At 67.5% G+C, this 26,997-nt stretch carries 32 protein-coding genes; 4 read left to right on the forward strand and 28 right to left on the reverse strand.

Annotated features, from left to right (window positions below):
* The first annotated feature begins 65 nt into the window (after positions 1-65).
* Entirely contained in the window at positions 66-842 is a 777-nt protein-coding gene (locus ACO0M4_RS10010) for a DUF5677 domain-containing protein (protein ID WP_430369452.1), read from the forward strand.
* Positions 843-874: 32 nt separating this feature from the next.
* On the opposite strand, the gene ACO0M4_RS10015 is transcribed toward ACO0M4_RS10010, so the two are convergent.
* From ACO0M4_RS10015 to ACO0M4_RS10120, 22 genes are all read right to left on the reverse strand, one after another.
* Complete coding sequence (locus tag ACO0M4_RS10015; protein ID WP_430369453.1) at positions 875-3,271, reverse strand: phage portal protein; 2,397 nt, start codon at positions 3,269-3,271, stop codon at positions 875-877.
* Positions 3,271-3,609: a hypothetical protein gene (locus ACO0M4_RS10020; protein WP_430369454.1), complete on the reverse strand. Its 339-nt coding sequence runs from the start codon at positions 3,607-3,609 to the stop codon at positions 3,271-3,273. The genes ACO0M4_RS10015 and ACO0M4_RS10020 overlap by 1 nt, the downstream gene beginning before the upstream one ends.
* Positions 3,610-3,665: 56 nt before the next feature.
* Positions 3,666-4,067: a hypothetical protein gene (locus ACO0M4_RS10025; protein WP_430369455.1), complete on the reverse strand. Its 402-nt coding sequence runs from the start codon at positions 4,065-4,067 to the stop codon at positions 3,666-3,668.
* 298 nt (positions 4,068-4,365) lie between these two features.
* A complete protein-coding gene (locus tag ACO0M4_RS10030; protein ID WP_430369457.1) occupies positions 4,366-5,328 on the reverse strand; it encodes a hypothetical protein in 963 nt (320 codons plus the stop codon).
* A 310-nt stretch (positions 5,329-5,638) separates the two neighbouring features.
* The gene (locus tag ACO0M4_RS10035) at positions 5,639-6,061 is read right to left on the reverse strand and encodes a hypothetical protein (RefSeq protein WP_430369459.1); all 423 of its coding nucleotides are present in this window, start codon (positions 6,059-6,061) and stop codon (positions 5,639-5,641) included.
* Positions 6,062-6,498: 437 nt separating this feature from the next.
* Positions 6,499-7,536 carry a thiopeptide-type bacteriocin biosynthesis protein gene (locus tag ACO0M4_RS10040; RefSeq protein WP_430369460.1) on the reverse strand — a complete coding sequence of 346 codons (1,038 nt, stop codon included), beginning with the start codon at positions 7,534-7,536 and terminating at the stop codon, positions 6,499-6,501.
* A gap of 29 nt (positions 7,537-7,565) precedes the next feature.
* A complete protein-coding gene (locus tag ACO0M4_RS10045) occupies positions 7,566-8,798 on the reverse strand; it encodes a lanthionine synthetase C family protein (protein ID WP_430369461.1) in 1,233 nt (410 codons plus the stop codon).
* A complete protein-coding gene (locus ACO0M4_RS10050; RefSeq protein WP_430369463.1) occupies positions 8,795-11,812 on the reverse strand; it encodes a lantibiotic dehydratase in 3,018 nt (1,005 codons plus the stop codon). The genes ACO0M4_RS10045 and ACO0M4_RS10050 overlap by 4 nt, the downstream gene beginning before the upstream one ends.
* A gap of 195 nt (positions 11,813-12,007) precedes the next feature.
* Positions 12,008-12,181, reverse strand: a complete 174-nt coding sequence (locus ACO0M4_RS10055) for an FxLD family lanthipeptide (RefSeq protein ID WP_430369465.1) — start codon at positions 12,179-12,181, stop codon at positions 12,008-12,010.
* Positions 12,182-12,219: 38 nt separating this feature from the next.
* On the reverse strand, positions 12,220-13,461 hold the full coding sequence (fxlM, locus tag ACO0M4_RS10060; RefSeq protein ID WP_430369467.1) for a methyltransferase, FxLD system: 1,242 nt from the start codon (positions 13,459-13,461) through the stop codon (positions 12,220-12,222).
* A gap of 349 nt (positions 13,462-13,810) precedes the next feature.
* On the reverse strand, positions 13,811-14,332 hold the full coding sequence (locus ACO0M4_RS10065; protein ID WP_430369469.1) for an NUDIX domain-containing protein: 522 nt from the start codon (positions 14,330-14,332) through the stop codon (positions 13,811-13,813).
* Between the two features lie 74 nt (positions 14,333-14,406).
* Positions 14,407-14,598 carry a hypothetical protein gene (locus tag ACO0M4_RS10070; RefSeq protein ID WP_430369470.1) on the reverse strand — a complete coding sequence of 64 codons (192 nt, stop codon included), beginning with the start codon at positions 14,596-14,598 and terminating at the stop codon, positions 14,407-14,409.
* 338 nt (positions 14,599-14,936) lie between these two features.
* Complete coding sequence (locus ACO0M4_RS10075) at positions 14,937-15,380, reverse strand: DUF6082 family protein (protein ID WP_430369471.1); 444 nt, start codon at positions 15,378-15,380, stop codon at positions 14,937-14,939.
* A 172-nt stretch (positions 15,381-15,552) separates the two neighbouring features.
* Positions 15,553-16,449, reverse strand: a complete 897-nt coding sequence (locus ACO0M4_RS10080) for a hypothetical protein (protein WP_430369473.1) — start codon at positions 16,447-16,449, stop codon at positions 15,553-15,555.
* A gap of 58 nt (positions 16,450-16,507) precedes the next feature.
* Entirely contained in the window at positions 16,508-17,431 is a 924-nt protein-coding gene (locus ACO0M4_RS10085) for a hypothetical protein (RefSeq protein WP_430369475.1), read from the reverse strand.
* Complete coding sequence (locus ACO0M4_RS10090; protein WP_430369476.1) at positions 17,428-17,844, reverse strand: DUF6415 family natural product biosynthesis protein; 417 nt, start codon at positions 17,842-17,844, stop codon at positions 17,428-17,430. The genes ACO0M4_RS10085 and ACO0M4_RS10090 overlap by 4 nt, the downstream gene beginning before the upstream one ends.
* Positions 17,832-18,296 carry a LuxR C-terminal-related transcriptional regulator gene (locus ACO0M4_RS10095; RefSeq protein WP_430369477.1) on the reverse strand — a complete coding sequence of 155 codons (465 nt, stop codon included), beginning with the start codon at positions 18,294-18,296 and terminating at the stop codon, positions 17,832-17,834. The genes ACO0M4_RS10090 and ACO0M4_RS10095 overlap by 13 nt, the downstream gene beginning before the upstream one ends.
* A 26-nt stretch (positions 18,297-18,322) precedes the next feature.
* Positions 18,323-18,931, reverse strand: a complete 609-nt coding sequence (locus tag ACO0M4_RS10100; RefSeq protein ID WP_430369478.1) for a class I SAM-dependent methyltransferase — start codon at positions 18,929-18,931, stop codon at positions 18,323-18,325.
* Entirely contained in the window at positions 18,928-19,074 is a 147-nt protein-coding gene (locus ACO0M4_RS10105; protein ID WP_430369479.1) for a hypothetical protein, read from the reverse strand. The genes ACO0M4_RS10100 and ACO0M4_RS10105 overlap by 4 nt, the downstream gene beginning before the upstream one ends.
* Before the next feature lie 43 nt (positions 19,075-19,117).
* Positions 19,118-19,240 carry a hypothetical protein gene (locus ACO0M4_RS10110; RefSeq protein ID WP_430369480.1) on the reverse strand — a complete coding sequence of 41 codons (123 nt, stop codon included), beginning with the start codon at positions 19,238-19,240 and terminating at the stop codon, positions 19,118-19,120.
* The gene (locus ACO0M4_RS10115; protein ID WP_430369481.1) at positions 19,237-19,743 is read right to left on the reverse strand and encodes a hypothetical protein; all 507 of its coding nucleotides are present in this window, start codon (positions 19,741-19,743) and stop codon (positions 19,237-19,239) included. Before ACO0M4_RS10115 ends, ACO0M4_RS10110 begins: the two co-directional genes overlap by 4 nt.
* Positions 19,743-20,009 carry a hypothetical protein gene (locus tag ACO0M4_RS10120; protein ID WP_430369482.1) on the reverse strand — a complete coding sequence of 89 codons (267 nt, stop codon included), beginning with the start codon at positions 20,007-20,009 and terminating at the stop codon, positions 19,743-19,745. The genes ACO0M4_RS10115 and ACO0M4_RS10120 overlap by 1 nt, the downstream gene beginning before the upstream one ends.
* A gap of 249 nt (positions 20,010-20,258) precedes the next feature.
* Here ACO0M4_RS10120 and ACO0M4_RS10125 point away from each other — a divergent pair, with 249 nt between their 5' ends.
* The 3 genes from ACO0M4_RS10125 (at position 20,259) to ACO0M4_RS10135 (ending at position 21,702) form a co-directional block, all read left to right on the forward strand.
* Complete coding sequence (locus tag ACO0M4_RS10125; protein ID WP_430369483.1) at positions 20,259-21,101, forward strand: helix-turn-helix domain-containing protein; 843 nt, start codon at positions 20,259-20,261, stop codon at positions 21,099-21,101.
* Positions 21,098-21,310, forward strand: coding sequence for a DUF397 domain-containing protein (locus ACO0M4_RS10130; protein ID WP_430369484.1), 213 nt, complete (start codon positions 21,098-21,100; stop codon positions 21,308-21,310). The genes ACO0M4_RS10125 and ACO0M4_RS10130 overlap by 4 nt, the downstream gene beginning before the upstream one ends.
* 170 nt (positions 21,311-21,480) lie before the next feature.
* A complete protein-coding gene (locus ACO0M4_RS10135; protein WP_430371326.1) occupies positions 21,481-21,702 on the forward strand; it encodes a hypothetical protein in 222 nt (73 codons plus the stop codon).
* Between the two features lie 708 nt (positions 21,703-22,410).
* Here ACO0M4_RS10135 and ACO0M4_RS10140 read toward each other — a convergent pair.
* The 6 genes from ACO0M4_RS10140 to ACO0M4_RS10165 form a co-directional block, all read right to left on the reverse strand.
* A complete protein-coding gene (locus ACO0M4_RS10140) occupies positions 22,411-22,650 on the reverse strand; it encodes a hypothetical protein (protein ID WP_430369485.1) in 240 nt (79 codons plus the stop codon).
* 231 nt (positions 22,651-22,881) lie between these two features.
* Positions 22,882-24,675: a hypothetical protein gene (locus ACO0M4_RS10145; protein ID WP_430369486.1), complete on the reverse strand. Its 1,794-nt coding sequence runs from the start codon at positions 24,673-24,675 to the stop codon at positions 22,882-22,884.
* A gap of 223 nt (positions 24,676-24,898) precedes the next feature.
* Complete coding sequence (locus ACO0M4_RS10150; RefSeq protein WP_430369487.1) at positions 24,899-25,150, reverse strand: hypothetical protein; 252 nt, start codon at positions 25,148-25,150, stop codon at positions 24,899-24,901.
* Between the two features lie 289 nt (positions 25,151-25,439).
* Entirely contained in the window at positions 25,440-26,036 is a 597-nt protein-coding gene (locus ACO0M4_RS10155) for a hypothetical protein (protein WP_430369489.1), read from the reverse strand.
* A 289-nt stretch (positions 26,037-26,325) separates the two neighbouring features.
* Positions 26,326-26,622: a hypothetical protein gene (locus ACO0M4_RS10160; RefSeq protein WP_430369490.1), complete on the reverse strand. Its 297-nt coding sequence runs from the start codon at positions 26,620-26,622 to the stop codon at positions 26,326-26,328.
* Positions 26,619-26,972 (reverse strand): HNH endonuclease, encoded by a 354-nt coding sequence (locus tag ACO0M4_RS10165; protein WP_430369492.1) that lies wholly within the window; start codon positions 26,970-26,972, stop codon positions 26,619-26,621. Before ACO0M4_RS10165 ends, ACO0M4_RS10160 begins: the two co-directional genes overlap by 4 nt.
* Positions 26,973-26,997: the final 25 nt, after the last annotated feature.

Genomic DNA, 26,997 nt, shown 5'->3' on the forward strand with positions numbered 1-26,997 from the left:
GCACACCGCGGGTGGTTAACGTCGCGGCCTCACAGGTGCCGTGCGCTGCTGGTTAAAGTCGTGGCGTGGCGTACAAATTCGGTCCAAACGAGCAGTGCTTCAGACGTGTCCGCGCAGTCATCCCGGTAATCCTTGGTGCGGCGGAAGCGACCGTGCGGCATGGTGTCCAAGTCAATCGCGAGGCCATGCCGATCGCGTCCGCGCTGATGGGCTGGTGGCAATTCAGCAACCGCACTGCGGCGGCCGTGCTCCGACTCTATGGCGAGGGCTTCACGGTCGAGGTGGCGCCGCTGATGCGGAACCTGATCGGTCACGCATACGCGATGAACTGGCTGGCCGACAACGGCTTACCTGCGATGCGAGCCCTGCGGGCGCACGCCGAGCAACACCGTCGGAAACTGGCCGACAATATCAAGGACACATGGAACCTCCCCGAATCCACCCCCGAGGTGCAGGTCACGCCGTTAGAATTCGCGGACGACGAAGACGAGAGACGGCACCGACGCTTGCTCGGCGAGCTTCAGAACTTCGACACCATGGTCAAGGCATACGGCTCCGCGGACGTCTACCCGGTCTACCGCCACCACTCCGCGTTCTCGCACACCACCTTGAGCACTGCGGACGCGTTCCTCGTCGAGAAGGACGAGCAACTTCACTTCACGACGACTCCGAAGGCGGAGATTTCGGCGGAACGCATTTGGATACCGGTGGTGTTGCTCCAAGCAGCGACTGCTGGCGACACCGTGCTCCGGCCGATGAAACCGGTCATCGACAAGGCGATGAATGACCTGGGGCTGCCCGACTCGATCCTGAACCTCCACCGGGCACGACCTATGGTCTGACCGTGAGTTCCTAACCTTGGGCGCCGCTCTCCCTACCTGAGTATCGCTCGGTAGTGCAGGCGGCACCGGCAGTTGGCGATGAGGGAGAGGGGAGCCAGCGGGTCCCCAGGGAATCGCACGGGCCACCCCTCCATCTCGAAGGGCTCGTTCACGGGCAGCGTTTGCCCCTCCGCGGCGGCATGGGCGGGGCGGACCCGGTCGTCGAGTCGTGTCTGCCAGGTGCGCTTGATGCTGGGCTTGGTGGCGGCCGCGACAGCGTCCGCGGCGCCGTTGACCGTGGCGATGGCTGCGGATTCGGCGGTGATGTCGATGGTGCGCGTCGATCCCTCACCCCTCAGCCTCTCTTCGACAATGTCGATCAGTTCGCTCAGGCTGGCGCCTGAGCGCTGGCCATCGTCGAGAGCCACTTCCAGGGCGCGATGGAACGCGCGCATCGCATCCGCGGCGACCGTCGCCGCGGTGAGCACGGCAGCGCCGATGCCAGCCGAGGCCCCGCTGGTGAGGCTGCTCCCGAAGACGTCCATGGCGTCCTTCGCCGTTGCGCGAGCGATGCGCGTGAGGATCGGCGTAAGGGTGGAGATCACCTCGTCCTGCGACTTCTCCGCCCCGACGACCCTGTCCATGTCCATCGGGTCGTTGCCACCCCGGGTATCGGACGGGCCATCAGCAGCCCAGAATCGCGTCCTCTTGCGCGCCTTCGGCGATCGCAGCCGGGCAATGAGGACGCCCTCCTGCCGGGCCAACATGGCGCTTAGGGCGGCCTCGATGGCGGCGTGGGCTCGATCGAAGTCGGTGTCATCGACAGCGAACTCCCTGACTGTAGGGAGCGCTTTGGACTCCAGGCGGTGGGCCTCGTCGACAGCTTCTGCCGCGGGTCCTTCAGCGGGTATCACCGGGTGGTCAGCACGGGCCTCGTCAACGACGGCCGCGGCCGCACCGGCGAGCTGATAGCCGTCGTGCATCTGGCTGCGTGCTTCGGTGACGACATCCTCGACGCTCGTTGCTGGACTGTGGCTGCGCGCCTCGTCAATAGCAGCCGCGGCACTGTCGCTTGAGAGATCGTGCAGAGCGAGGGGGGACGGCTCACCTGCGACCTGTGCACCAGGCATGGCCTCTGCTGGCGAGCCCTGTGCCATTCCGAGAGCTGCGGCGTCCTGGTCGGTTGCGGGAATGGGGGCTTTCTGCGGGCTGATCCACAAAGCCCGAGACTGAGGCGTGTTGAACGGGAGCCGACCGGCGATCTCTCGATACTCATCCACGGTGATCAGCCCGGCGTTCCACTCCGCGCGGGCTTCCTCACGGCGTGTGCGACGCGGATATTCCAGAGCCGCCACCGGAGTGGTGTTGAACCGGAGCGACCAGTCGTCTTCCAAATCCAGGTCGAAGGCGCTGGCGATCAGGGCGAGATGCGGCAGTTCGGTGTGCTGCCAGAAGTTCCACTCTTCGCGATCGGCGTTGGCATAGGTGCGTTCCGAGGCATTGCCGATGACGCTCTCAGGAACACCGAACGCCGCCAGCACCTCGACCTTGGCGGTCTGGGACAGCGTCTCGTAATTCATGTCGCGCGGTCTCGTGCTGGTGTCCACGTAGTTGAGGCCGCCGGGCCCGGAACCGACGACGACGGTTTCACCGGCATGCTGCGCCCCGGGAGCGAGGCGCTGCTGAATCCTGCCGATCTCGCGCTGATCGAGTCCGTCGACGTCGATGCCGATGATTCCCGATGGACGCGCGTCGTTGTCGATGTAGGCGATGTTGTAGGTGCGGGCTTTCACGTCCAGGTCGATGCTGAGGCCCGCGGCCTCAAGTGGCGTGATACCGCAGTAGGGATCGGTCGGGTGGGGGTCCCTGAGCCAGACAATGCGGTTTGGGTCCAGTTCGCGGACCCGGCCGTCGTAGGCGGTGAATTCGAAGTGGGAGAGGTAATCGCCGTGCGGGTCTGGAATGGGGTTTACCCGGGAGGGTGGGAGTAGATCGAGTCGCGTGATGGTGCCCGCGCGTGAACGCGTGACCTCGACGAATGCCCCCCTCTTCGATAGCAGGAGCTGAGCTGAGAGCCGCTTCTTGAAGACCGTTGCGCGTTCCAACGGGTTGGCCTGGACATTCAGGACGTGCAGGAGTGGATGGTCTGTGAGGGTTTCTGCGAACTGTCTCTCGTCGCCCCCACGGCCGATCTCGATTTTGAGGGCACCGGGGTGCTTGGAAATCGTTTCGACCGCTTTGAATGTCCAGATACTGCGTTCGTAGCCCTCTTGGATGACGCGGTCGAGATCCCAACCTGCTGCGCGGTTCTCGGCTCCCCACACTGTTGCGGTGCCCGCGTGTGTCATCGACACGTAGCTGCTCCCCATCGGCCCGGCCGACTTCGCCTCAAGCGGGGTCGATCGGGGCGTGAGGAGACGGCGGAGACCGGGCAGGAACATGCGCGGCATCAGGCCCCCTCACTGGCCAACCACATGCCCGTCGCCGCGATGCCGACACCGACCTCCGCCCAACCCAACGGCGGGTAGTAGAGGAAGGCGTAGCCGACCGTGGCCACTGCCACGATGAGGCTGACGAGGCTCGCAGCGACGTGTGTAGCCCGGCTCGTCGGCGGCGTCACATAGCCGAATGCGACGGCCGTCCCGCCCGCGGCCGCGGCGGTGCTCAACAGCGGATGGATCGCCCCCAGAGCGACGAGCGTGGAGAGGACGCCGGTAGCAACGAGCAGCAGTCCGGCGGCCTCGCGGGCGAGGCTTTGTGGGGAGGGTGACTCGGGCGGTGTACTCACAACGCGCACGATGGGCGAGGCGTGGAACTAGTGTCGAGTCCTCACCCGCGGGCCGGTCAGCGGGGACGGCTAACCCCAGCCATGTAAGCGCTGATGCCGCGTCGCTGGACCGTCTCGCCGGGGATGATCTTTGTGCCTCTCGGAGGCGGAGGCAGCTTGCGCTTCCTCCTTGACGACTGATCACCACCAATGAGGTGCCGATTGTCGACCTTCTCCTCGCAGTCCTGTCCCTTCACCTCGCCGTACGGACGCCGGCAGCCCTTGCAGTACACCTCCAGAGCTTCCACGCGCTGCCCTGCGGCCGCCTTGAAGGAGCCGCGGAAATCCGCGATGGAAGCGACACGCGGCTCCACCTGGATCTCGGCGGCGACGACCCAGGTGTGCGAGAGGTCCGGAGGCGTCTCAGCGGGCGCGGCCGGGGGCTCGGGAGGCGCTGCCTTGGCCTCCGCCTTCACCACCGGCTTCGGGGCAGCCGTCGACCTGGACGGCAACAGAGGCTGCTGCCAGAAGGATCGGCCTGCCGCCGGTGAGAGGGAAGCAGTAGCAGTCGTCACCCAGTCCTCCGCGTTGTTGAGGGGATGGGGGTTGACGCAAGGGCCAACCCCCTTTCTCTACAGCGCGGAACGTCGACGAGGGCAGTTCTGTTACAGCCTCGGCGGCGGGCCGCTACCTGAGCGGAGAGGGTTGGCCGAATCGCCGATGTCTGAGATGCCTGTGATGCAGGAGGTTTTCGGTGCGGTGATTGTGGTGCCGAGCTCAGATGTGGAGGGCCCGGAGCAGGACGTTTTCCGTGCTCTCGACCGCTGCCAACAATCCTGTGAGCAGCGGTGGCGGGATTGATCCGCGGCGGAGGCCGGCCCGGCGGACGAGTGTGTTCAGTGTTTCACTCTCGGTCGGCGTCATCTGCTCGCGAGCGGTGTTGTGACGTAGGGCCTCCCTGGCTGCGAAGGCGTCTTCGGATTCCGTGGCGGCCCGGATCAGCTCGGCGCACAGCGCCTGAGCCGGTGCCGGGCACGCCTCGGTAGCGAGATCAACGGCAGCGAGGCCGAGCCGAAAGTGGAAGTAGACCGTGTCCCGGTCGGGCAATTTCCTGGCGTGCCGAACCGTGGCCAATGCCCGCGCTACGCCTTTGGGCGCCAGCTGATTGGTGCGCAGATCGATGTAGCTGCGCAGACACGCGGCGACCGCCTGCTCCCACGGTTCCGTGGTCACGCTGGCTTCGAGGGTCGCGAGTGCTGAGGCGGTATGCCCGTTATGCAGGTGCCCGATGATCTGTGTTTGTCGGGACTCACGCAGGCGTTCGCTGTCGTCGTCGTACCGTGCGGCGTGCGCTGCGGCTTTCGTCCACTGGCCTGTGGTCGCCAGGAGGCGGGTGCCTTCTTCGAGCATGATCGCCCGCAGCCATGCGGCGGCAACTTGCCGGTCCGCGTGCGTGGCGACGAAGTGGTCGAAGGAGATGGTCATGCCGCGGACCAAGGCGTTCCCGCCGTGGTGCACAGCGTGGTTCATGGCGCACAGGGCCTCGTAGGCGCCGTGAGGATCACCAGCCCGATGGGTGAGGCGCGCGAGGTTGACGAGCGGCTGGAGTGAGGCGATCGCTTCGCGATCGGTCACTGGCCAAGCGGCCTGGAAGATATGAAACTGGCGTTCGCATAGGGATGCGGCGAGGTCGGGCATGCCGCAGTCCGCCGCGATCAGTGCCGCCAGATTCCAGACCACGCAGGCTCGGTGGCGCTGCTCGGCCGGCTTCGTCTGGCGTTCGCATACCTCTGCACCTCCGCGATCCGGGTTTCGAGATCCGGGCAGGTCAGTCGAGGCCGGCACACCAGGGGGAAGTACGAGACCGCGCGGTGTGCGATGGGGCGGCCTGGGAGACGATGTTCTGCCTTCGCGCTCATGTCACGGCCTGCCCGTCGCTGAGCTGGGACACGAGCGGGGATCCGCACTCTGCACGGCCTCTTGGTGTCGCGATTCGTCCAACCGGCACGGGCCACCGGCCGAGCAGCTGTGCCGCACACCGTACGTGCGCCTACTTGACGCGGCGTGGAACCGGGCGCCCCAGTAGATATTCAGCGCGGCGGCGAAGGGGCTCGGCGAGTTCGAGGTTGTCACCATGGGTCGTGCTGTGAAGGAGTTGAGTGATGACGGCGAGTTCGGCATACCGGCCCTCGGGGGTGTTGAGTACGTCCTCCAGTTCGCGGCGGGCGCAGGCGGCGACGGACGGGACGAGCAGGCTGTGGCTGTGGAGCACGGCTGCGTCGTAGCCCGTCGGGGCGAGGCCCCAACCTTCCCAGTCGAATACCCGGAGTTCGGGAGCGCAGAAGTTCGCCCAGTGGAAGTCACCGTGCGCTGTGGACAGCGATGGTGGTGTGGTGTCGATGGGCGAGCCGAGGAACTGGGGCATGGCGCGATCGAGGAAGGGTTGGTGCACGGAGAAGCGATCTGTGGCCACTTGAGCGACGTCGCTGAGCACGGCTCGGATGGCTCTCCACCAGGTGGATGGAAGATCCGGACTGGCCGTGAGCGTGGCGGTTGGCGAGGCCGGCCTCGCAACGATCCGTTCGTACAGCTCTGCGCGGTAGGTCCATCGCTCGTCGCTCCAGTCGTGGACGGTCCGCAGTCGCGGGCGCGGCACCGATACCGGGATGGCCTGCTCGGCTGCGATGGAGCCGTTCCAGAATCGGGCGTCGAGCGTGGCGGACGGGGCAGAGCCGACGCGGAGCCAGGCTGGACCGCTGGGAGTGGATACGGGCAAGCTCAGCGTTCGCCCGTGCCACCCCCACGCCTCGTCCGACCCTGGTTCGGGGCGGATTCCCAATGCGGTGCAGGCTCGGAAATGGGCGCTGCGCATCCGTGCAGTGACGGCGGGGTCGTCGGGCTCCCCATACATCAACTTCCCCCTAAAGAAGGAGCATCGAGCCCCATGGCCCGTGGGTTCATGGCGGTTTCACGCGCCGCGCGCGCGAGGATGCCCTGTGTTCGGCTATCGAGGCCCAGCCGATTCCAGGCGAAGATCACGTGGTGCCCAAGGATCTCCCGAACGCCCCGTGGGAGAGAGCCGATGTGTGCTGCGAGGCTCAGGCGCTGGCCCGCTTTCTCGAATGCGGCGGCCCAGGGCGCGATGAAGGCGAGGGAGCCGCCCTCGTTGAACAAGGGGCTGGTGGGGCTGGTGTCGAGGTGCATCAGGACCTGAAGGGCCGCAGTCATCCCGGCCAGCCGGTCGGCAGGCGTGTCAGAAGGTAGAGGCCGTAGCTGTTCGACGCGGTACCAGACGTCGGCCTGCTCGTGCGGTTCCTGACCAGCGCCGAAAAAGAGAGTGCTGGGCAGCAGGACGGCCAGCTCCCGACGGCCAAGGGTGGTTCCCGACAGTGCGTTGAGGTCATGGCGGCGTACGTAGTCGAGCACGCCCCTGCTGTCGGCGTGAAAGAGATCGTGGGCGATGTCCATGCCGTGGGAACCGCCGAACACCATGGACTCGGGCTCGTAGATGGTCTGCCACCATCGGTCAACCACGCCCTCGGCCATGAGCCTGTCCAGGATGTTGCTCACGGCGTTCTTGGCATCGGTGCGCGTGGCCGCGGGGCCGGGCCGACAGCGCAGCCGCCAGCAGGGGTACTTGCGAAGGAACCACCAGCCGGCGAGCGCCCCTGTGGTCTGTGCCTGCTCCAGCTGTGGACCGAGGACGGTGGTGGCGGTCTGCTCGGCGGTACTCCAGTCCGCAAACTGAATGGAGACTGAGTACCAGCCGGCAGCGTCCTCGGCTTGTGCTTCGAGGGCTTGCTCTCCGGCAGCCTGGTAGACCTCGATGGCGTTGGAGAGGTCATCGGTTGTCGTCCCGGCGCGGGCGGCGGCCTGATGGAGCGGCACGCCGGCCAGAACCTCCAGAACGCTTCTGGCCAGATGGTTCGGCGAGACAGAATCCTCCACCGTTCATCCCTTTCTGGTCCGGGGGCGGCTCAGTTGATCAAAAGGCATGAGTCCCACCCGGAGATTGGCGGTGTGGTGTGTGCGGCAGTGCGGAGGGCGAGGGCGAGTCCCGTGGTGCCTTCGAGTAGCCCGGTATCCTCGCCAAGACGAGCGCGCCGTTGCTGGATGAGACGGTCGGCCAAGGCGGGCACGTGCACGCTGATCTCCAGCGAGCACGCGTCGCGGGCAGAACGCCAGGCGGTCTGGAACAGCCCGGCCCAGCCATGGCAGAGGCTGGTGTCCGTGATCCTGCTGAGCTGGGCTGGGTCGGACAGGCAGCTGGCGAAGGCGTGTTCAGCTGCATGCTGACGGGCGGTATCCATGGTGGCGATGGCTGCGAGCTGCTGGGCGCGGGCCAGGCCGGGGGTGCCGTAGCACCAACTCGGTCGTAGTGGCCCGAGTTGGGCCGGTCTGCCGGTACGTAGCTGGTCTCGATTGATCCACTGCGGCCACCACGGACCCGAGTCGGCGGGCTGCCGCCAGGTGTCCAACCACGTGCTGATCGTGTGGAGGGCTTCGTCATGCCCGTCTACGGTGATCCCTCGGCGCCGGGCCTGGGCGAGGAGCGCGAGCGGTCCGGCGATGCCGTGCGCGATGCCGAAGTTGCCGTGTCCACCGGGGAAGGCATCGGCCTGCTTGCCTCCGGGGTCGTGCAAGACCCACCATCCAGGCAGGGTCTCGTCGTCGATCTGCAGCGGTTGTGTCAGGCGTACGAGATAGGTCAGGACCCGCCCCAAAGCATCGTTGCCAGGAATGTGCTGAAGGAGGTGGGCGCCGATCCCGGTCAAGCCGTGAAGAAGGTCGTACTCGCTGAAGGCGGGAAGCGCGCCGCGGTCGATACGGGCATGTGCGAGGTCGACGCGGCGGTGGGTGAGTGCGGTGACATGTGTGTCCACGCCGGTTCGGGCTGGACCGTATCGGGTGGTCCCGTCAGCCTCGGCCGCGTGGAGAACGAAGGCGAGTGCGGGTGCGCCGAAGAGCAGGTTGGCGTCATCTGCGGCACTGACTCCGTTCCCGGCCGTGGCCGTCACCCAGGTGTGCGCTGTCCGCCAACTGCCCTCTCCGGTAAGAGCGCGCTCGATGTGCAGCAGCGCGACTCCGGCTGCTCCCTTGGACAGGGACTGCGTACGCCAACCCGACTCGGTGGCGAGCGGTTCGGGTGTCGTCAGCCGTCGGGCAATGTCCTGCGCGGCGCCGGATGCGGTGTTGGTCAGCGCGCTCACTGTGTTCCCTTCCGCTCGTGTGCAGTCTGGCGCTGAGCTGAGGCGCGGGCCAGTCGGTGAATGACCCGTTCGCGGTCCGGATCGACGCCGATGGTGCGGACATGATGCATGTGGAGCAGTGACCTCAGCACGCCGTAGGGCTCGCGCTGTTGGGCAAGTTGCGTACGGTAGGCGGAAAGGGCGGCTCGGCGTCGTTGCCAGGCGCGTGTTACGTCTTCGGCGCCTGGCGTGGTACGCAGAGTTGCCCACTTGTCGCCGGGGTCCGCCAGGCGCATCGCGACACCGCGCAGGTTCTGGTCCAACTTGACCTGTTCATATGGAAGATGGTCGGCCAGCCAGTGCATGCCGATGTCGGGAGTTTCTGCGTAGGAGGCTGCAAGGTCGACCAGGCCGGCGGCGGTGAGAGCTTCGGGCGGCAGCCCGGTGTGGGCGGCCAGCGTGATTTGGGCGAGGGCAGCGGCGGAGTCCGCGGCGAACACCTCATGTGCCGCGTCCATTGCCTCGTTGTGTCCGTAGCGTCCCGTTTCAGGTTGGTAGGTGGCGAGCTGAAGGTGCGCAAGAAGACCGCAACCACGCAGATCGGCGGCCCACTCTCCGACCAGGGTGGCGGCCTGTCCGTACTGGTCGGCAGTGGGCAGGCACAGGTGGAGACTCAGGTACTGCTCGGCGTCAGGACGGGTGGTGTCGCGGTGACGCCCAAACCACCAGTGCCGAAGGTCGGTCCAGCCGTGGAGGAGTCGTGGCAGGTGCTCGGCCAGGACTTCGTCCTGGCGGTTGGGGTGTCCATACACCTGCGCGTACAACCATTCAGAACGGCCGGGCAGATGCCCCGGGTCGCGTTCGACGACTTGAAGGGGCGACGACGTCACCGGATTCCGTTCTGCAGCGCGAGGGTGGGCAAGACGCAGCGGAAGGAGGAATTCGTGGGCGCGGCCCGCCCAGGCCAGGTCGGCGGGGAGAGGGGCCTCCTGCAACTCGACCTCGCGGGCCACGGCGAGGCGGTTCCTCAACAGCAGCCGATGGAGGGGCTGCCCAAGGTCGAGTGGCAAGCGCAGGTCGGACTCGCACATCACGACGGCTTGGGGGGCGCGAAGCCGACGACGCCATGCCTCAAGAGCGCCTTCCCATTCGGCCAGCGGGACACCGGGATTGGGAAGGTCTGCTGCCGAAAGGAGCCATCGTGCAGGCGAGAGCACGCTCCGGCCGTGGCGCAGCCGCGGCAGGTACGGCAGACGTACCGCGGCTCCCCAGTCGAACGCCTTGTAGACGGCGCAGCGTGCGGTGGTGATCTCGACTAGGAATCGGGCGAGTGGCGGAGTAAGGGTACCCGCCTCCAGGGCATGCACGACCCGCGGTTCGACGCGCCTGCCGGTCGACAGCTGGACCAGGTGGAGCTGGCGAGCGTCTGCGGTGACCGCGAGGTCGTGTAGTTGGATGAGGTTCGGGTGGGGATCGCGGTGCTCATCCAGGGAGATCGTGTGCGGGAGAAGTTGGGGCGTCCGGACGACGTTCTCGCTGCGCCGCCGGCGTGGGAAGAACGACAGCTGGGCGGCAACGGCGTCCGTGTCCAGGGCGGCGTATGTGTCGGAGAGGTTCTTGCGGTCGGCCTCGGGCAGCAGGTCTGTGAACCGTCCGGCCATGCTGCTGCCGGGGCGTGGGGTTGAGGTGACGAGCAGGCGAAACGAGCCGTTGCCGACGGCCTGTGGCGAGGCGGCATGTATCTGAAAAGCGAGTTCGGCGCGCGGCGGCGGCAGCATCTCGGCGGGGTTGCCGACCGTCAGTTGGCGGACCACGGGCTTGGTCAGCACGATCTCTTCGGCACCGTTGATGACGGCCTGCTGGACGAGGGCAAGGAGGGTTTCGTCGCGTTCGGTCAGAGTGCGTGCGGTGTTCGCCACCGGCGAGCCCAGGTATCCGGCGGGCAGCCCTAGTCCGGTGTCGCCGACCAGCTCAGGTACGGGGACGACGGCCCCCACTCCGTACCGCTGCCGAAATCGGACATGGAAGTTCTTCCAGCGGGGATAGCCGAACGGGTAGGGCGTCAGACGCAGCAGTACCGAGGCAGCGGTCTCGGCCTCCCGGATCACCGCCTCGGAAAGGGACGCGTCGCAGTCCAAGGCCGTATCGACAACCAGCGGCTGTGGTGCGATGTCGCATATCGCGTTCATGCACTCAGCCATCGTCGCCCTCATGGCATGGGCCGTGGTGGGGGAAGCGGCGGTCTCGTTGTGGCACGTCAGGTCTTCGTGAATCATCCGCAGGTGCCGCACCAAGTCGGTGAGATCGGGCAGCTCGTCGGCCTTCGCCGTCTCAAGCTGTGCCAGAAGGTGTCTCAGGGCGTCCGGGACGGTCATCGGCGCCCGGAGATTTGTGAGCAGGAGGTGCTGTGCGACGAGCCCGCCCAACAGGGAACTGATCTGCTTCAACGGTGCGGTCGGGTACTCGGCGGCCAGCAGGGGGACAAGTTCCCCGAAGCGGATGGGCTCGCGAGCAGCCTCCGTCGCGGTGCGTACCGGACGCGTGTGGCCGACGGATATCTCGATCGGCGCGAGCACGCCGGGACGGTCGTCGGGCGGCTCGCCTGGGGCAGCGAGCCGGTCCCCGCGCACGAACGCAACGGGGTTCGTCATCACCGGCAGGCGTTCCAACAGGCGGGGATGCTGCTCCAGGCGGGCGATGACGGCCCCCAACCACTGAGCGTCCGCCCTCGCGACGGTGCGGTGGTTCTCTCCCCAGCGCACGTGAACGTCGGTGCCGACGCGTGCCGTGTTGACTCCGGCGAACAGGCCGAACGGGGTGGCGCGTCCCTGCCAGCGCAACTGGTAGGAGGCCAAAGACGCTACGACGCGGCGCACCCGGCGGGCCTGGGCGGCACGCCCTTCAAGTAGCCCAGAGATCTGCTGGGCCAGCACAGGGCTGGCGGTTTCTACGGCACGCCGGGCCTCCTCGTGCTGCCACGCCTGTTTCAGCCAGGCCAGTCCTTCGGCTACGACGGTCTCAGGCGAACCGGTCATGTTCGGTTCCTCAGCGAGAGGCGCCCCGCCTGGACGTGTCGTCGCGCGCACGAGGGGCACGCCAGCCAGTCGGTACAGCAGCCGTTCCGGTCCTGCTGTCATCAGCTCCTCTTCCCTTTTGGCAGCGTGCAGGGGTAGGTGTTGCCGGTGGCGCCGGCCGGGATGTCCGCCCGGCGCCACCGACAGTGGCCAGCGTCAGGCCGGGTCGCCCACGAACGAGGTGCAGGCCGTGCCCGAGCAGCTGGAGCCGCAGTTGTCGCTGGTGTCGCGCAGCAGGTCACGGACCGGCAGCCCGGCCTCGATGACGCGGACGTCGAGCGTGAAGTCCACATCGACCTGGGTGGTCGCGGCTTCGGGGTTCATCGTCATGCTGTTCGCTCCTTCTGAATGAGATGGTGCGGGTTGCCCTAGCTCGCCGGAGGGCAGTCCTCCGTCGGCCAGGAGATGAGGACGCGGACATGCCGCTTGTTGATGACTCGCCCCTCGGGGAGCCGGTCATCGGGGGTGTTGGCCGGGTACGCCGCGATGCTCGGACCGCGCCCGCCGCGGTGGTCGCGGCTCCAGACTCGGATCTGCTCGGCCATGGTGTCGGCGATCGCGGCGGCGTCCGGCCCGAAGGCGTGTGCTCCGAACTCGAACACGGGGTCTGGTTCCTCGCCCAGCTTCCGCAGGGCGAGATAGGCGAAGCTGCCTCCGTCGACCACGGCCGGGCAGGCCATCTTGTTTTGCGGGGAGACCAGGCCCGTGTCCAGCTTCGGGTCGACTGCGAGGAGACAGAAGCCGTCCAGCGCGGTGGCCAGCCACATCTGCAGTGTGTCGAACTGCTCCTGGCGGGGGATCTTCACCCCCGACCAGACTTCGACTCGCTTGGTGTCGAGCGCACCGTTCAGCGCGTCCGGTTCGGCCGGCCACTCGTCATCGAACCGTAGGCCGATCTCCTTGCCACGCAGGAGCAGCAGTCGTTCCTGGTGCGCTCCAGCCCCCTGCATCGTGACGAAGCCGCAGATCTTCGCCGACTGGCTGATCAGGTGATCTTCTTCCCGGGCGAAGGTGATCGATCGGGTCAGGCCCCGCAGCCGAAGCGGAACGGTGATGGTTCCGCCGTCAGTGAGCTGGTCCACCCAGGCCGGCGGGATGTCCCAGCTGCCGACCGTGACGATCGTCCTGTCGTAGGGGGCGTGCTCGGCGCACCCGTCCTCGCCATCCGTGAGGACGACGTTCACTTGCGGGTACCCGGCCTCCTTCAGACAGGCGCGGGCCCGGTCAGTGACATCCTGGTCGATGTCGATGGTGGTGACCTCACCGTTCGTGCCGACCAGCGTGGCCATCAGCGCGGCGTTGTAGCCACCGGAGCCGACTTCCAGGCAACGGTGACCGGGCCGGAGCCCTGCCTGCTCCAACATGGTGGCCTGGATCTCCGGAGCGGACACCGAGCTGATGGTGATGCCGTTCTCGTCCCGCTTCGTAGTCACATGGGTCTGGGCATACGCCCTCTCCAGAGGGGCCTGGGGGGCGAACAGGTGCCTGGGCACCTCACGGAACGCCGCTTCGACCTCCGTCGTCTGGATCACGTGCTGGGCCACAAGCTCATTCACGAGCTTGTCCCGCAGCTCTGCGGCTGACGGCGAGTTGGCGGTCACTTCGGTCATAGAGGGGCTTCCTTCGCGGTGGAATCGCGCAACTACGCATGGGAACAGGGGCGTTGGGTCAGTACGTTTGTGCAGATCACGCTAGTCAAAACGACGGACCTTGGGGCCGGATACTCGCCGCTGCGAAGAGCGCCTGCGGAGATCGGCTGGAAAGCAGTCTCGAAGATCGTCACTGTTGTTCCTGCTCCTCTCGTTCAGGCAGCCGTGTGGGGAGGGGCCAGGGGGAGGACCCTCCCCACACGATTCGTCCGACACCGGGCCGTAGTTCCAGGTCAGATTGCCGGATGATGCACCCACCCGCCGCTGACGACGGCAGGCAGTTGAACGGGCTGTGACCGATGGCGGAAGCTCATGCAGCGTCGGCGAGGGCCGGTCGGCCTTCCACGAGATTCGCGGTGGGCAGGCTCGGGTCCTCCAACACGGCGACGGCAGCGCGGACACGCCGCTCCGTGTTCGGCGTGACGAACTCGCGCAGCCTGTCGAGCGGAACGAACTCCCACCCGATCAGCTCCGGCTCTTCGCCCGGTGCTGGCTCGGGCAGGACGATCTCCGCGTCGCTCGCGACCGTGCCCCCGTCGAAGACGAAGTTCAGCCCTTCCGCCACACCGGTTTCGTCGTTGCGCGGCATGTAATCCACCGCGAGGAGCCGAAGCGGTCCCGGGGTGCGGTTCAGACCGGTCTCCTCGCGCACTTCACGCCCGCACGCGAGGTGCGGAGCCTCGTTCTCATGCGCACAGCCACCCGGCACTCCAAAGGCGCCGTCCTTGTACCGCTTCTGGACCAGGAGCACCGCACCGGTCTTGTCCCGGATGATGGCGAGCGCCCCGATGCGACGGTGGGGCGGACGCGTGAAGTCGGTGTCTTTGTGCATGCCTCTCCTTGAGTTAGAGATCTCGGAACCTGCCAACGGCTGACTTCCCACAGAGCGCGAATCGGGTCCTCTGCTCACGGGAGTAGGGGTCCTCGTGACCGGGAGCAGACCTCGGCCCTACGCGGCGACAGGCTCTGGCCGTCGACCGCGTTGGTGTACTCGTCGTCGAAGATCGAGTTGAACGTGAGGTCGATACGGTCCATCGCCGCCTCCTCGTGGAAGGCGCAGGATCGGGCCCAGTACGCCCGGTAAGGGGCGTGTTCCATCAAGGCGCGGTCCTACACCCGCAGCGCCGCCTCGTTATGACGCCTTCGGCGGAGCTGACTCAGGCGCCGCGGCCGTTGCCGGCGTCTGTCAGCTGTTCGGGTTCAGCGGGCACGGCTTGTCGCAGTAGTCCCCGCACCTGTGGGTTTTCTCGGAATATCGGGTGCCGAGCACTTCTTGCCGCCGGGCGCTGCCGCGGTTGTTGTTGCCCCGGTCACCAGCGCTCTTCTGCGCCCTGATGGTGTCCTTGCCCTTGCCCACGATGTCCCTTCGGGGTGGTTGTTCCGCAGCACGGTGGAGTCCGTGCGGGCTGTGAATTGGTGGAGTGCGTCGGTGGGGTTCAGACGTCGGCGGGCTTTGCCGCACTGTGGGCGAGGTAGGCGGCCTGCATAGCCGCTGTGAAGCGCTGGGCGCACCGGTTGCCTTCCGCTTCCCGCGCACGATCAGCGCCGAAGTGCCTCCAGTAGCGCCGGCCGCCCTCCCGCTCCATGAGCGTGTCCGCCACGAAGCGCAGTCGGCTGCCCCGGAGCAGGCCGAGTCGGTGCCGGAGCGAGAGCGCGACCAGCTGTTGGTTCTCGCTCAACAGCTTCGCGAACTCCCCACCGTCCATCCCGTTGGGCGCCCAGTCCTGGGCGAGGTCCGGGTTGGCGACCAGATGGGCGATCCGGCTGTGGTGGAGCTGGGTCACCGCCACCCGGTTGCGCTGGTTCTGGTGCCGTTCTCGCTGTGCGACGTGGACGGCCCCGACGGCAGCGAGGACAAGGACAGCATGCGAGGTCTTCATAGAGATTCCTTCCATCACGGTGTGGTCCGGTGCGAGGCAGGACGACCGCCACGAGGCAGGCCGCCCGATGGCTGGAGGCGAGGCGGAGCCCGCGGTCCGGTCGAATCGCAACGACAGGTTGGAGGGAGAAGAACGAGCGTCACGGTGGTGGCCGACCTACCTCCGTCCTCCGTCAGGTGAGCGGGACGGCTTTGAGCTGGTCGGCGAGCTGAAGAGCGCTGGGCCGACTACCGGGCGGCTGCGCCATCACGGCGCTGAGCGGAGCTAGGAACTCCGGCCCGGGATGTCCAGCGGCCTTCGTAAGGGGGATCTTGGTTGTGGCGATGGCGCGACGCAGGGCGAACGCGGTCATGGTGCTGGAGTCGATGCCGGCGTCGGCGTAGGCCAGGGGCCAGGTGGTGGTAGCGGCCCACCACAGGCCGGCGGCCAGGGTGTAGACCTCGTCGTCGGGGTCGAGCACCACACCGACCGTGGTGGACTCCAACGCGGCGGCGAGTTGGGGGGAGAGCAGGTGCACCAGGCCGCCGAGGTAGGTGGCGGAGATGGCGTTGCCGATCCGTGAGGCGGCGGTGCAGGACAGCAGCTGGACGCCTGCGGTGGTGTGGACGGAGTGGTGGGGGCGCAGGTCGCCGTGGACCCAGCCGGCAGCGTGGAGACGACCCACTGTCATGCACAACTCGACCGCGGCGCGGCGGGCTTCGTCTCGACCGCTTTCCGTGGCGTCGCGCAGCTTCTTGTACGCGTCCCACGTGGTGGGGCCGTCAGCCCAGGGGGTGATCAGCCAGGCCCAGGGCGCGGGGCAGTAGACGTCGTCAGCGGTGTGCAGGACGCGGATGCCTCCCGGCGGCATGGCCCGGAGAGCGGCGGCTTCGCGCACCAGGGCGCGGGTGGCGTTCTCGCCGCTGGCGACCTTCACGGCGACGGTCATGCGCGGGCCGCGGACCTGCCAGAGCTGGTGGTCGTGGCGGTCGCGGATGAGGGCCCAGGTCGTAGGGGAGCCGGCGCATTGGGTGGCGTAGGCGCTGGCGGTGTCAGGGCAACGAAGAGGCGGTGTGGCGGCGGTGGTCATGGGGCTCCGTAATGAGAGGAATGAAACACGCCGAAGGGCAGGGGCGGGTACTGGCTGGTCAGAGCGGAATCGCGTTCAGCCAGTCGGCGAGGTGATGGGCCGTGGGCCGGCGGCTTAGCGCGGGAGACATCGCGGCGGCCAGCGGTGCCAGGAACTCCGGCCGGCTGTGCACGGTGGGAACGGCGAGGGGGACGTTCCCGCTGGCGATGATGCGCCGGAGGTGGGAGCGGCTCTTCGCCTGCGGATCGAATCCGACGCCGCGGTAGTCGTGGTAGGCCAGCGGCCACGTACCGGTGGCCGCCCACCACAGCCCGGCGGCCAGGGGGTAGACCTCCGCGGGCCTGTTGAGGAGCACTCCGTTGCCTCGGGACCGCTCGATCGCGCTGGCCAGTTCCGGCGAGAGCAGATGCACCAGGCCCCCGCCGTAGCCGTCGCTGGTGCGCTTCCCGGCGCGGGTCGCCCAGACGCAGGACAGCAGCCGGACGCGGCCTCGCTCGCGGGTGTGGGCGACGTGGTGGGGGTCGAGTGTGCCGTGCAGCCAGCCGGCCGTGTGCAGGCGGCCGACGGCGCGGCACGTCTCGATGGCGACCGCGCGGGCCTGTTCGCGACCTTGCTGGTCGCTTTCGCGTAGGCGGCGGAATGCCTCCCAGGTCGTCAGGCCGAGTGCCCAGGGGGTTATCTGCCAGGCGATCGGATCCGTCGGGCGGAGGTGGGAGCCGGCTCCCAGGGGCCGGAGGTTCCCGGCGGGCATGGCGCGCAGAGTCGCGGATTCCCGCACCAGGGTCAGGGCCGCGCTCTCGCCTCCGGCGACCTTGACCGCCACCGACGACTTGGGGCCGCCGACCTGCCACAGGTGGGTGCTGGGGTCGTTGCGGCACAGTCGCCAGATCGCGGGGGAGCCGGCAAACCGGTTGGCAAGGGTGGTGGCGGCGAACGGAGTTCGCAGGCACAGCTTGAGGCCAGACGCGATGCTGGTGGTCACGTGAAGTCCTCCGCCAAGCACCCTCGGTCCGACGCACACGGGCCTTCGCCGTCTGCCTCCTCGTCGCGGAGCAGGCTGAGGGCGCGGTACAGGGCCTTGATGAGTCGGCCAAGGCCCTGCGCCCGGACAACGGCCTGCGGGAGAGCGAGGGGCGGCGGAAGCGGGAGCCGCCGGCCGGCTTCGCGGAGCGTGGCCTGCGCACGGGCGGCGTCGGACGACCCGGCCGGGCAGCTAGCGAGCATCGCGCCTAGCTCGACGACGAGATCACGTCCGTGCGCGGTGAGTTGGTCCACCACCTTCCGAACCATCTCCCGGTCCGGGACATCAGGTCCCTGGGAGTCCCAGGCGAAGGCCAGCTCGACGAGCGCGTGGACCTCGTCCTTGCTGGGGGCGGGGGGGGTCAGCGCAACCATGCGATCACCTGCTGCTCCGTGAGGAGTTGGAACTGCCACGCGCGTTTCATGGCGTGCGGTCGGTTCCTGGCCCCCAGGCTCACGAAGAGGCCCCGACCGTCGCGGCGGACGATGTTGAGGGGCCGCTGCAACTTGCCGGCCATCTCCTGGGGGCCCAGGCCGCGGGCGATGAGCGGCACCAACTCAGCCTCCTCGCACAGGAGACAGAGGGCGTCGGGGACCAACAGCTTGGGACGGCCGATGGCCCTGGTGGCGTAGCCGACGGCGACCGCCGCGGCGTTCTCACGCACGCCGTGCAGCTTCTTCTTGGCGAGCTTGAGGTAGCTGCCGGCCGTGTTCTCCGTGATGCCGAGGGTGTGGGCGACCACGGAGAGGGTATTGCCGTCGGCCAGGCCCTCAACGACCTCGCGCTCCCGGGGCGCGAGGAGGTACTTCGCGACGGTCGTCGTCACGTGTCTGCTCCTTGTCGAGGTCGTGATCAGCGGATGGGGCCGCGCAGGACGACGCCCTGAACGGAACCGCCCACGGTGATCGGGTAGCGCGTCACGTGCTGCCAGCCGTCGCCGAGTGCGTTGATCTCGGCCAGCGTCAGCCCGACGCGCGCGTGCTCCGGCGGCGCCAGCTCCTGCACGGTCGTAGTGATGTGCAGGGTGCCGGTGCCCGCCCGCAGCCACCGCCGGCAGTCGCCGAGGAACCGGTGGCGGTCGAGGAACGGGAACGTGAGGCGGCAGGTGATCAGGTCCACCGTGCCGGGCCGGAGCATGTGGTGCGTCGAGTCGGCATCGAAGTCGAACTGCTCGAACCGCAGCCTCTCGAACTCCCGGAACATCCCCCGGGCTCCGTCGATGGCGACTTCGGAGAAGTCGAGCGCCAAGACGGTCATGCCCCAGCCGGCCATCGTGGCGGCCAACGAGCCTCGCCCGCACCCGGCATCGACGGCGAACTGACCGGACTTGACCTGGGCGTGAGCGCGCAGCAGCTGCCGCTCCTCAGCCCCGAGCGAGAGGAACGTGTCACCCTTCCAGTAGGCGCGGTCCCAGTAGGCGGGCCTGCGGGGGTCGTCCACCAGCGACGTTGTGGTGGTCATGCGGCCGGCTCCGGCTCCGGCTCGTGCACGGGGTCGGCCAGACGCAGGTAACTGACGCCGGGCTCGACGCCGGCCGGGGGCTCCTTGGGCGGGAGCGAGGCGGCCAAGCCGGCCTGCTCCAGGTCCTCCTCGGGGGGAGCCAAGCCGGGGATGATGCGAAGGAGCGGAATCATGTGGGGCCTTTCGTCAGCGTGAGGTGATTCCGAGGGCCAGCAGGGCCATGAGTGCGACCAGCAGGACGACGTAGACGACTTGGGCGGCGATCTGCCGCCAGCCGGGTTCGTCCCGCCAGACGTGCCACGGCTTCACGGCTGGCCTTCGGGTTCGAGGAGGTACAGGAACGCGTTGCGCTCGCCGAGCCAGCGCATTTCCTGCTCGTAGCGCTCGTAGTCCGCGGTGATGGTCGCCATATCCGGGATGACGAGGCCGTCAGCCCGGCCGCCGTAGATCACCCTGAGGGCTTTGGCGTAGCCCTCCCGCTTGCGCAGGTCGCGCGCGATGGTGTCCGTGGCGTCGTAGATCACGTGACACCCGCGGACCTCTGCCAGTTCGCGGAGTTGGGACTGCACGGCCGAGGCGTCAGCCCCGGGCGGCCGGATCACGTAGCTGACCAACCGCCTGTGCGACGGGCCCGGGAACAAGTCCCGCACGTGATCGTTGTACGACGCGCGAATGTGCTGCAGCCGTGTGGCAGGGTCCACGGAGAAGTGCGGCCGGTCCGACTCGTACCGCAGGTCGTTGTCCTCGTCCATCCACACGGTGCTGCCGGGCACGTGGGTGCGGGCGCAACGCCCCAGGGTCTCGCCGACCATCAGACGCCTCCCAGGCCCAAGTACAGCTCGCACTCGCCGTCCCAGTACGGGGGGTCGCCGCGTCGCTGTCGGGTGTCCCGGCGTTCGGCGGCCTGCATGCGCTGCTCGTCGCGGGCCCTTATGCCCATGGCCCTCCGCCGCGTCGTCTGCGTCGTGCACTCCTTGGGGTTGCTGCTGCTCTGCTGCATCGGTACCTCCAGCCGGTCGTTGATGACGTGGCCGTGCCCCACGTGCCCGGTGGGCACGGTCACGAGATATCGCGACAACCGGGCCTATCCCTATAGCCGGGCGTGCGACGGAAGTTGCGAGACGGCGCGGCCATCGGTGTTCATGGCGTGACTGCGTGTCATCACCGTCGATAGACTGCCGGAATCGACGTCGAGGCTGCAATATCGACGCCTCAACTATCGAGATTGACGGGAGACTTGGTCTCCCGGAACGCAACAGTGTCGTGCCAAACTTCGACCAGGACGAGTGGGAGCGCAACTGTGACGAGTGGACACGCAACACCGACTATGAAGAGGCGACGGATTGGCGACCTGCTCAAGTTGCTTCGCACCGCCGCTCGCATGACCGCCAAGGACGCCGCGCGCCTCGCTGGAGTGGATGCGACGCGACTGGGGCGTATCGAGCAAGGTCGATACAAAGTGACTTCAGCCCAGGTGAAGGCACTGCTCGACGCCTACGGAGTTTCGGACGAGGTCACGCGCGATGCTTTGTGCAAGGCGACCGGGGAGTCACCCCGAGCTGGCTGGTGGCACCAGTACCGGGAAGAGCTAACGGAGCCCTACCTCGATTACACCGCGCTTGAGTCGGAAGCGGTGACGATCCAAGCCCAGCACCCCGTGGTGATACCAGGGCTGGTGCAGTGCGCCTCCTACGTCCGAGGGACGTTGCAGCAGTCCATTCACCCGCCCACACGTGCACGAGCCGATGCGCTGTTCGCTGTTCGAATGACCCGGCAGCAGATCCTCACTCGTCCTGTGAACCCGACGAAGCTGCACGTCGTCATCCCGGAGGCAGCGTTCTTCGCCCAATTCGAGGCCGGCCCGTCCGTCATGCGTGATCAGCTCCGCCATCTCATCACGCTCAGCGAGCAAGGCAACATCACAGTGCAGGTGCTGGCCCTGGAGTCGCCTCCGAACTTCGGGCTCCACCAGGCAGCAAACCTGCTGACCTTCGATGCCCCATGGCCCTCGGTGTTGCACTTCGACAACTGGCGAGGTGGGACCCTCTCTAACGACCAGGAAGAGATCGAAGCGATGAAGCAGCACTTCGATCAGCTGTCGAAGGTCGCGCTTCCCGTGGAGAAGTCACGGGATCTCATGGAAGAACGACTCAGGAAGGGTACGAAGTGAACGAGAAGAGCATGACTGGGCTGAGCTGGTTCAAGTCCAGCTTCAGCGGGGAGCAAGGTGCATGTGTGGAGGTAGCAGACGCGCGGGCGATGTCCAGCGCCGTCTTCATCCGCGACTCTAAGGACCAGGACGGTGAGGTGCTGAGCTTCCGACCAGCGGCATTCGCGGCATTCGTCAACGATGTGCGCGCTGGCGGATACGACAGCTGACACGCGACACAGGCGCCCGCCCCCGGGGCACTGGGGCGGGCGCTTTTGTATGCGAACTCGACCCTACCCACTGTGTCTGATGATGAGGCCGAAAGCCGATGTCCGCTGCTGCTTGTGCCGTGCCCTATCGCACTGCTGCTCGTTTGCGTGGGCATGGCGGTGAATACCATATGAAGGGCGATCGGCATCCGAAGCCCGACGTGGAGTCCGCGCTGAAGCGCGCGGAAAAGGCTGGCCTGAAGGTCACGCGAGATCAAAACGGACACAGGTGGGGTTACGTGCTCTGTTGCCCATGCAGCGCCAGCACGAAGGTCTGGAGCACTCCGGCCAACCCAGGCAACGAGGGAAAGAAGATCGATGAGTTCACCCGCAAGCACCTCAACTGTTCGTGAGTGGGCGTTCGTTCTCCACCCAGAGAAGCGCCCGACCCGGCAGGACTCTGACCGCTTCGACCACGCCCCTGCCCTCTCCGGCGGCGAGATCGGCTGGGAGGAAGACCCCAATACCGTGCGGTTTCCGTGCGTGGTAAGCGCGGAGCACCTGGAGGAGGCCGTCATGTGGGCCATGAGGCATCTCTGCGAGCTGGGCATGCCGATCACGCGTGTCGAGATGTCGCTGCCATTCGCTGAGTAAGAGGCGGAAGTGAACGGGAGGGCTGCCGGGGAAGCCTGCGATTTCCCCGGCCGACCAACGTAAGACGTGGCAGATTCTGACCTCAAAGATGACCACATAGCTCATCGAATTCCAGCACCGGTTCAGGCCGCGTTACGCCCGCTTGCACACTCGGTGCAGTGGGCGACCATGGTGTTGAGGTCGACGCAGCGACGCATTCCTGGTCCCCGTCCCGGGAGGGGGCCGTCTCCTCCAAGTCGACGCCGCACAGGGCACGATCCGGCGCGCAGCAGTAGTAGTAGTTGTGGCTGATCGCGTCGCTCAGCGGAACGACTGTCCCCGCTGACGCGACAGCTGGAAGTTCGCCGCGGACGCGCGCGACGACGGTTCGAGTAGCCTGATCGAGAGCTGCGAGGAACGGGTCCGCCATGGGTGGGAGAGTAGCGCGACGGGAGCCAGCGATGGGCTGGGCCAGCACAAGAGCGCCTTCACCAGCCGCGCAGCTCCAGAGGATCGTCCGTCAGCGAGTGCGGTGCGCCCGGCGGGAACGGCGGCTCAGTCGAGACCCCTTCCGGCCCGCTTGGGGCGGCTACGTGGCCGTCGGCCGAGCAGCCGCACACGTTGCTGTGGTGTGCCCAGCACAGCGGCTCGGCGTCCGGCTCCGGATAGTCAGGAACCCGCTCCGTGTACTGGACACCATCGTCGTCACTGAATACTTCGATTCCCACGGGACGATCCCTCCGGGTGCGCATCTACAGGCTGCCCAGCGTGGCGGAGTTCTCGACCGCTCGGCAAGCCTGGCGAACTGCTCAGCTTTCTCCACGTAGCGAATTGTGAGGCCCTGGCAGCGCGCGCGGCTGGCACCCCAGATGATCGCGGCCAACGCCTGGTCCAACACCGGGTCCAGACGTCTCGGGGGGCGCTCGTACTTCCGAACCTATTCACAGTGGCCCGAATCTTCAGTTCAGGAGGCCACGGCGGCGCGGCTTGTTCAGGGGCTCCGGCTCATACAGCGCCAGGAGCACGGCCTCGGCGCGGTCCGGTGATTTCATACCGCGGGCTCTCATCGCCTTCTTGCTCTCGATCTCTGTGTACCCGTTCGTCTTGGACAGGAGCTTGGGGGTGGAGAGCTGGGTGGCGGCCTTCTTGTCGACGTGGAGCCGCAGCCGCCCGCGTCCGGATGACGGGTCCGGCTGTAGGAGGCTTCTGGTCGCCAACCACATCTCGTCCCGCTTGCGCCACGGCCGCATAACGGCGCCAGGGTCGTCCTGGCTCGGGGACTCCGACACCATCACGCCTACGATCTGGGCACGGTGCCGCCCGGTCTCGGCCCAGCGCTCCAGCATGGACACGACGCCGTGGCCGATGCCGTTCTGGTCGACCTTGACGCGTACCGGGTGCGGTGAGCCCAAGTCGTCGGCGAGGCGCTGCGCGGCGTGTATCTCCTCAAGGACCTTCTCTGCAACGGACACCTGGTTGTCGTTCGCGGCGCCGGCGGAGGCGTGCCGGAACTCGACCGCGTCGCCGACCACCCGATACACGGTGAACTCGTCGCCGCCGTCTGCGGCGACGTCGACGCCGAGACGGACCCAGGCGCCTTGGCGGACGGTGTGCTCGGCGGTCTCGTCTTCGAGGCCGAGGTCGCACAGCCGGTGCCAGCCGTCTCCGGTCGGGTCCTCGTACGCCATGGCGGCCTCGACCCAGCTCGGCGGGACGACGATGCCGCCGCCGCCCTTGGGAAACTTCGCGTATACCTTGGCGATCACGTACGGGTGGTCCTCGCCGTACGAGCGGATGGTGCGGTCGACCCAGTCCTGGTCGGGCATGTGGTCGGCGAGGGAGTGTCGGGCGACGCCTTCGGGACAGTCAGTGCAGAACGGGGCCAACTCGCCAGTGATGGCCGGGGAGTCGAGCGAGGAGATCGGGATGGTGACAGTGGTCGGCTCGTCCACGTCGTCGCCCTCGATGCACAACTCCTCGAACCACGAGGAAGGGTCGTCCATCGCAGGGTTGCCGATCGCCAACATCGCCGAGTGCCCGCCGGTCAGCAGGTTGTTGGTGCCGTGGCCGATCATCGGGGCGATACCGCCCGCCTCGTCGACGATGAGCAGCAGGTGGGGCATGTGGATGCCCTGCATCGCTGCCTCATCGTTTGCCGGGGCGGAGAACCCGTAGGCCGCGACGAAGTCGTTGCCGTACGGGTCGGGCATCTTGTACTGGACGGTGTCGCAGTAGCCCGGCAGGCCGGCGCGCGGCACGACCTTGCGGATGTGCGGCCACAGCTGCCGCTGCACCTGACGGAAGCGCGTCGCGGTCGTGATGCACAGCGCAGTTCCGACGGGGTACACGTTGGTGAACCAGACCGCGGCGCGGGCGGCGAGGTGGGTCTTACCGACGCCGAACCCGGCCGGGACGGCGACCCGCTTGTGATCGACGATCGCGTCGAGCACTGCCCGCTGCTTCGACCACAGCGATTCGCCGAGGACGTCTTCGACGAAGCCTGACGGCGAGTCCCGCCACAAGCCGTACAGGGAACCGCTGGCGCGCTCGACCTCCGTCATGACGACGGCGCGCTCGCGATCGGTCAGATGGTGCTTGAAGGCGTTGCGGCGTTCGGCGACCGGGGCGCGCAAGAGGATGTCGGCGACGTTGGCGGCGTCGCGGGACACGACGCCGGGCCGGGCGCGCTGCAACTCGGACGCCGAAGGCGCTACGGGAGCGCGCGTCGGCTGTTCGGGCTGCGTACGGGACATGATCGCGACGCTGCCGCTGGGGACTCTCTTGTGTCGCGGTCTGGCCGGGGAGCCCATGCCCTGACGCCCCGACCAGACCGCGGATTCCGGCGTGGTGTGTGATTACGAACCCTCGCTGCCTGCTGGGGTGTTCACGCCGGAAGTCCCCGATCAAGGCCCGCGCGACTGGGGGGATGGTCGCGCGGGCCTCGGCACCTAGTAGTACGTCGGATTCCGGATCTTGTTACACCTGGCTCGGCGGGATGCCCACGGGCGCAAGCTGATGGCTGGAGACACCGTCCAGGAGCACGGCGTGTTCCTGGACCGCCCTGCGCACCGCTTCGAGGATGATCCGGGCTTCGGCGACGGCGACGGCGAGTTCATCGGCGGTGAGCCGGTACCAGAGCGTGGTCCGCGCATCGGCGGCGGTCAGGAACTCGCGGCGGGTCTCGTAGTAGTGGCGGGCCAGGGGCAGGAGGCCGGGCATGGTCGTCATGCCGGGGGGAACGTCAGGTCGCTGGGTTTTGTGTCAGCGAGCCACGGCGCCCAGCCGCCGCTTCGTTGGTGGAGGCTCCGCTACCACCGGATGCCGACGGTGCCTGAGCGAAGCGAAGGCCCGTAATTACTTGATGGTGATGCTTGATGTTCTTACTAAAGGGGCCTGACCTGCCGGAACCCGGGCGACCGGAAGCCGGGTTCACCGGCGCCGGATTTTCAGTCCCCGGTCACCGGCGACTGAAAACCCGGCCCCGCTGATGCTTCGGGCCGGGCTGGGGGCGGGTGGTTCAGTGGCCGCGGCGGCGCTTCGCGGCGTTCTTCACGTCGCGGACGTACTTCGGGCTGGTGTTTCCCACCTCGGCGATCAGATCCGTGGACCACGCATAGGGCTCCTCGGTCAGGGCGAGCGCGGCGTCCTGAAGGAACGGCATCGCGGCCTTGCGGCGGGCCGTAGCGACCGACACCGTCGCAGCCAGGGACGGCAGCCGATCCGCAGCGTCCTTGATATGCGGCAGGCCAGCCTTCTTCGCGGCGGCCTGGCGGTCCTCGGCGCTCATGCGCTCGTCGTCCACGGTCAGCGGAGCATTCCGCTCGCCGTACAGGGCGATGCGGCGCATCTGCCGGTAGGCGTTGGGCAGCATCCCCAGGACGCTGCCCAGGCCGCGGACGCCGTCGTAGAACCACAAGGACATGGCGGCCTCGTTGCGCTCCTCAGCATGCGCGGCGATCTCAAGGTCGGCCTGCTGCACGATCTCGCAGGCCCGCTTGAACCGGTCGTCGGGCCGGGGGATCTGGCCCAGCTCATCCTTGACCTGGCGCTCGGCGTCCGCACGCAGCGTCTTGTGGTCGGGGACGGTGAGGTTGTGGTGGCGCGCAGCGGGCATGACTGGCCTCCGTCGGGTTGGGCACCGCGTGGTGCCGGCGAAGGCTGGGGCAACCCCATGCCGAAGAACGCCGAAATAGTACAGCGGGAGGCGCAGGCTTGTCATTGTGGCCGGCGCGCACCCCTTCTGAACAGGGCAAACCCAAGTCGCCCGAGGAAGATCACCCGTCCCTCGACGTCCTCTGCCATGGCTGGATCGCGGGCGTCTGGTGCGTCGGTGAAGGCGATCCTGCCGACGTGCGTGTGCGGCGTAGCCCCAGGGTGAAGCACCCCTACTCCGAACAGGCGCCTCACCGCCACCACGCCAGCCTCGCGAGACCGCGGCGCGGCTGCACCAACGGCTGGAACTCCTCGCTTTCCTTCACCCACGGGTCGACCTTCCGGCCCTTGTACTCGGCACGGGAGCACAAAGCGAACACGGCCCAGGTGCGTCGGCCGAAGGTGATGGCGGGCCCGCCGATGCCGTACGGCCGCTCGTTGCGACTGTAGGTGTACCCGATCGCGAACCAGATGCCGGGCAGCTTCGTCCTCCAAGTGCCGGCCGTCCAGCGGTCGAACTCGACGAACCGGGACGCCTCGCGGTTCACCGAGCTGCTCCCGCGATCGCGGCGCGCACACCATCAGGGGTGAGGCGGTACGCCTGCCCGTCCGCGTACCGCACCTCCACCTCCTCCGGGAGCTGTGGGCGGCGCACCTTCCACCCGGCCTCGTACGACTCCCGCGGGTTGTCCTCGAACCAGCCGTTGCACAGCTCGCAGGCCAGCAGGAGGTTGTGCGCCTGGTTGATCCAGGACTCCCGCGCCCCGCCCATGCCCCGGTTGACTCGGTGGTGGATCGTCAGCCGGTGCAGGGACCCGCAGCGTACGCAGCGCCCGCTGTCGCGCTGGTACACGAGGTCACGGACGGGTTCCGTCGGTCCGGTTCGCCGTCGGGCCACAGCCTTGGTCTCCTCGCCTGCCCCA

Origin of the sequence: Streptomyces sp. RGM 3693, from assembly GCF_050471125.1 — a bacterium.
In the GTDB taxonomy this organism is placed as follows: domain Bacteria; phylum Actinomycetota; class Actinomycetes; order Streptomycetales; family Streptomycetaceae; genus Streptomyces.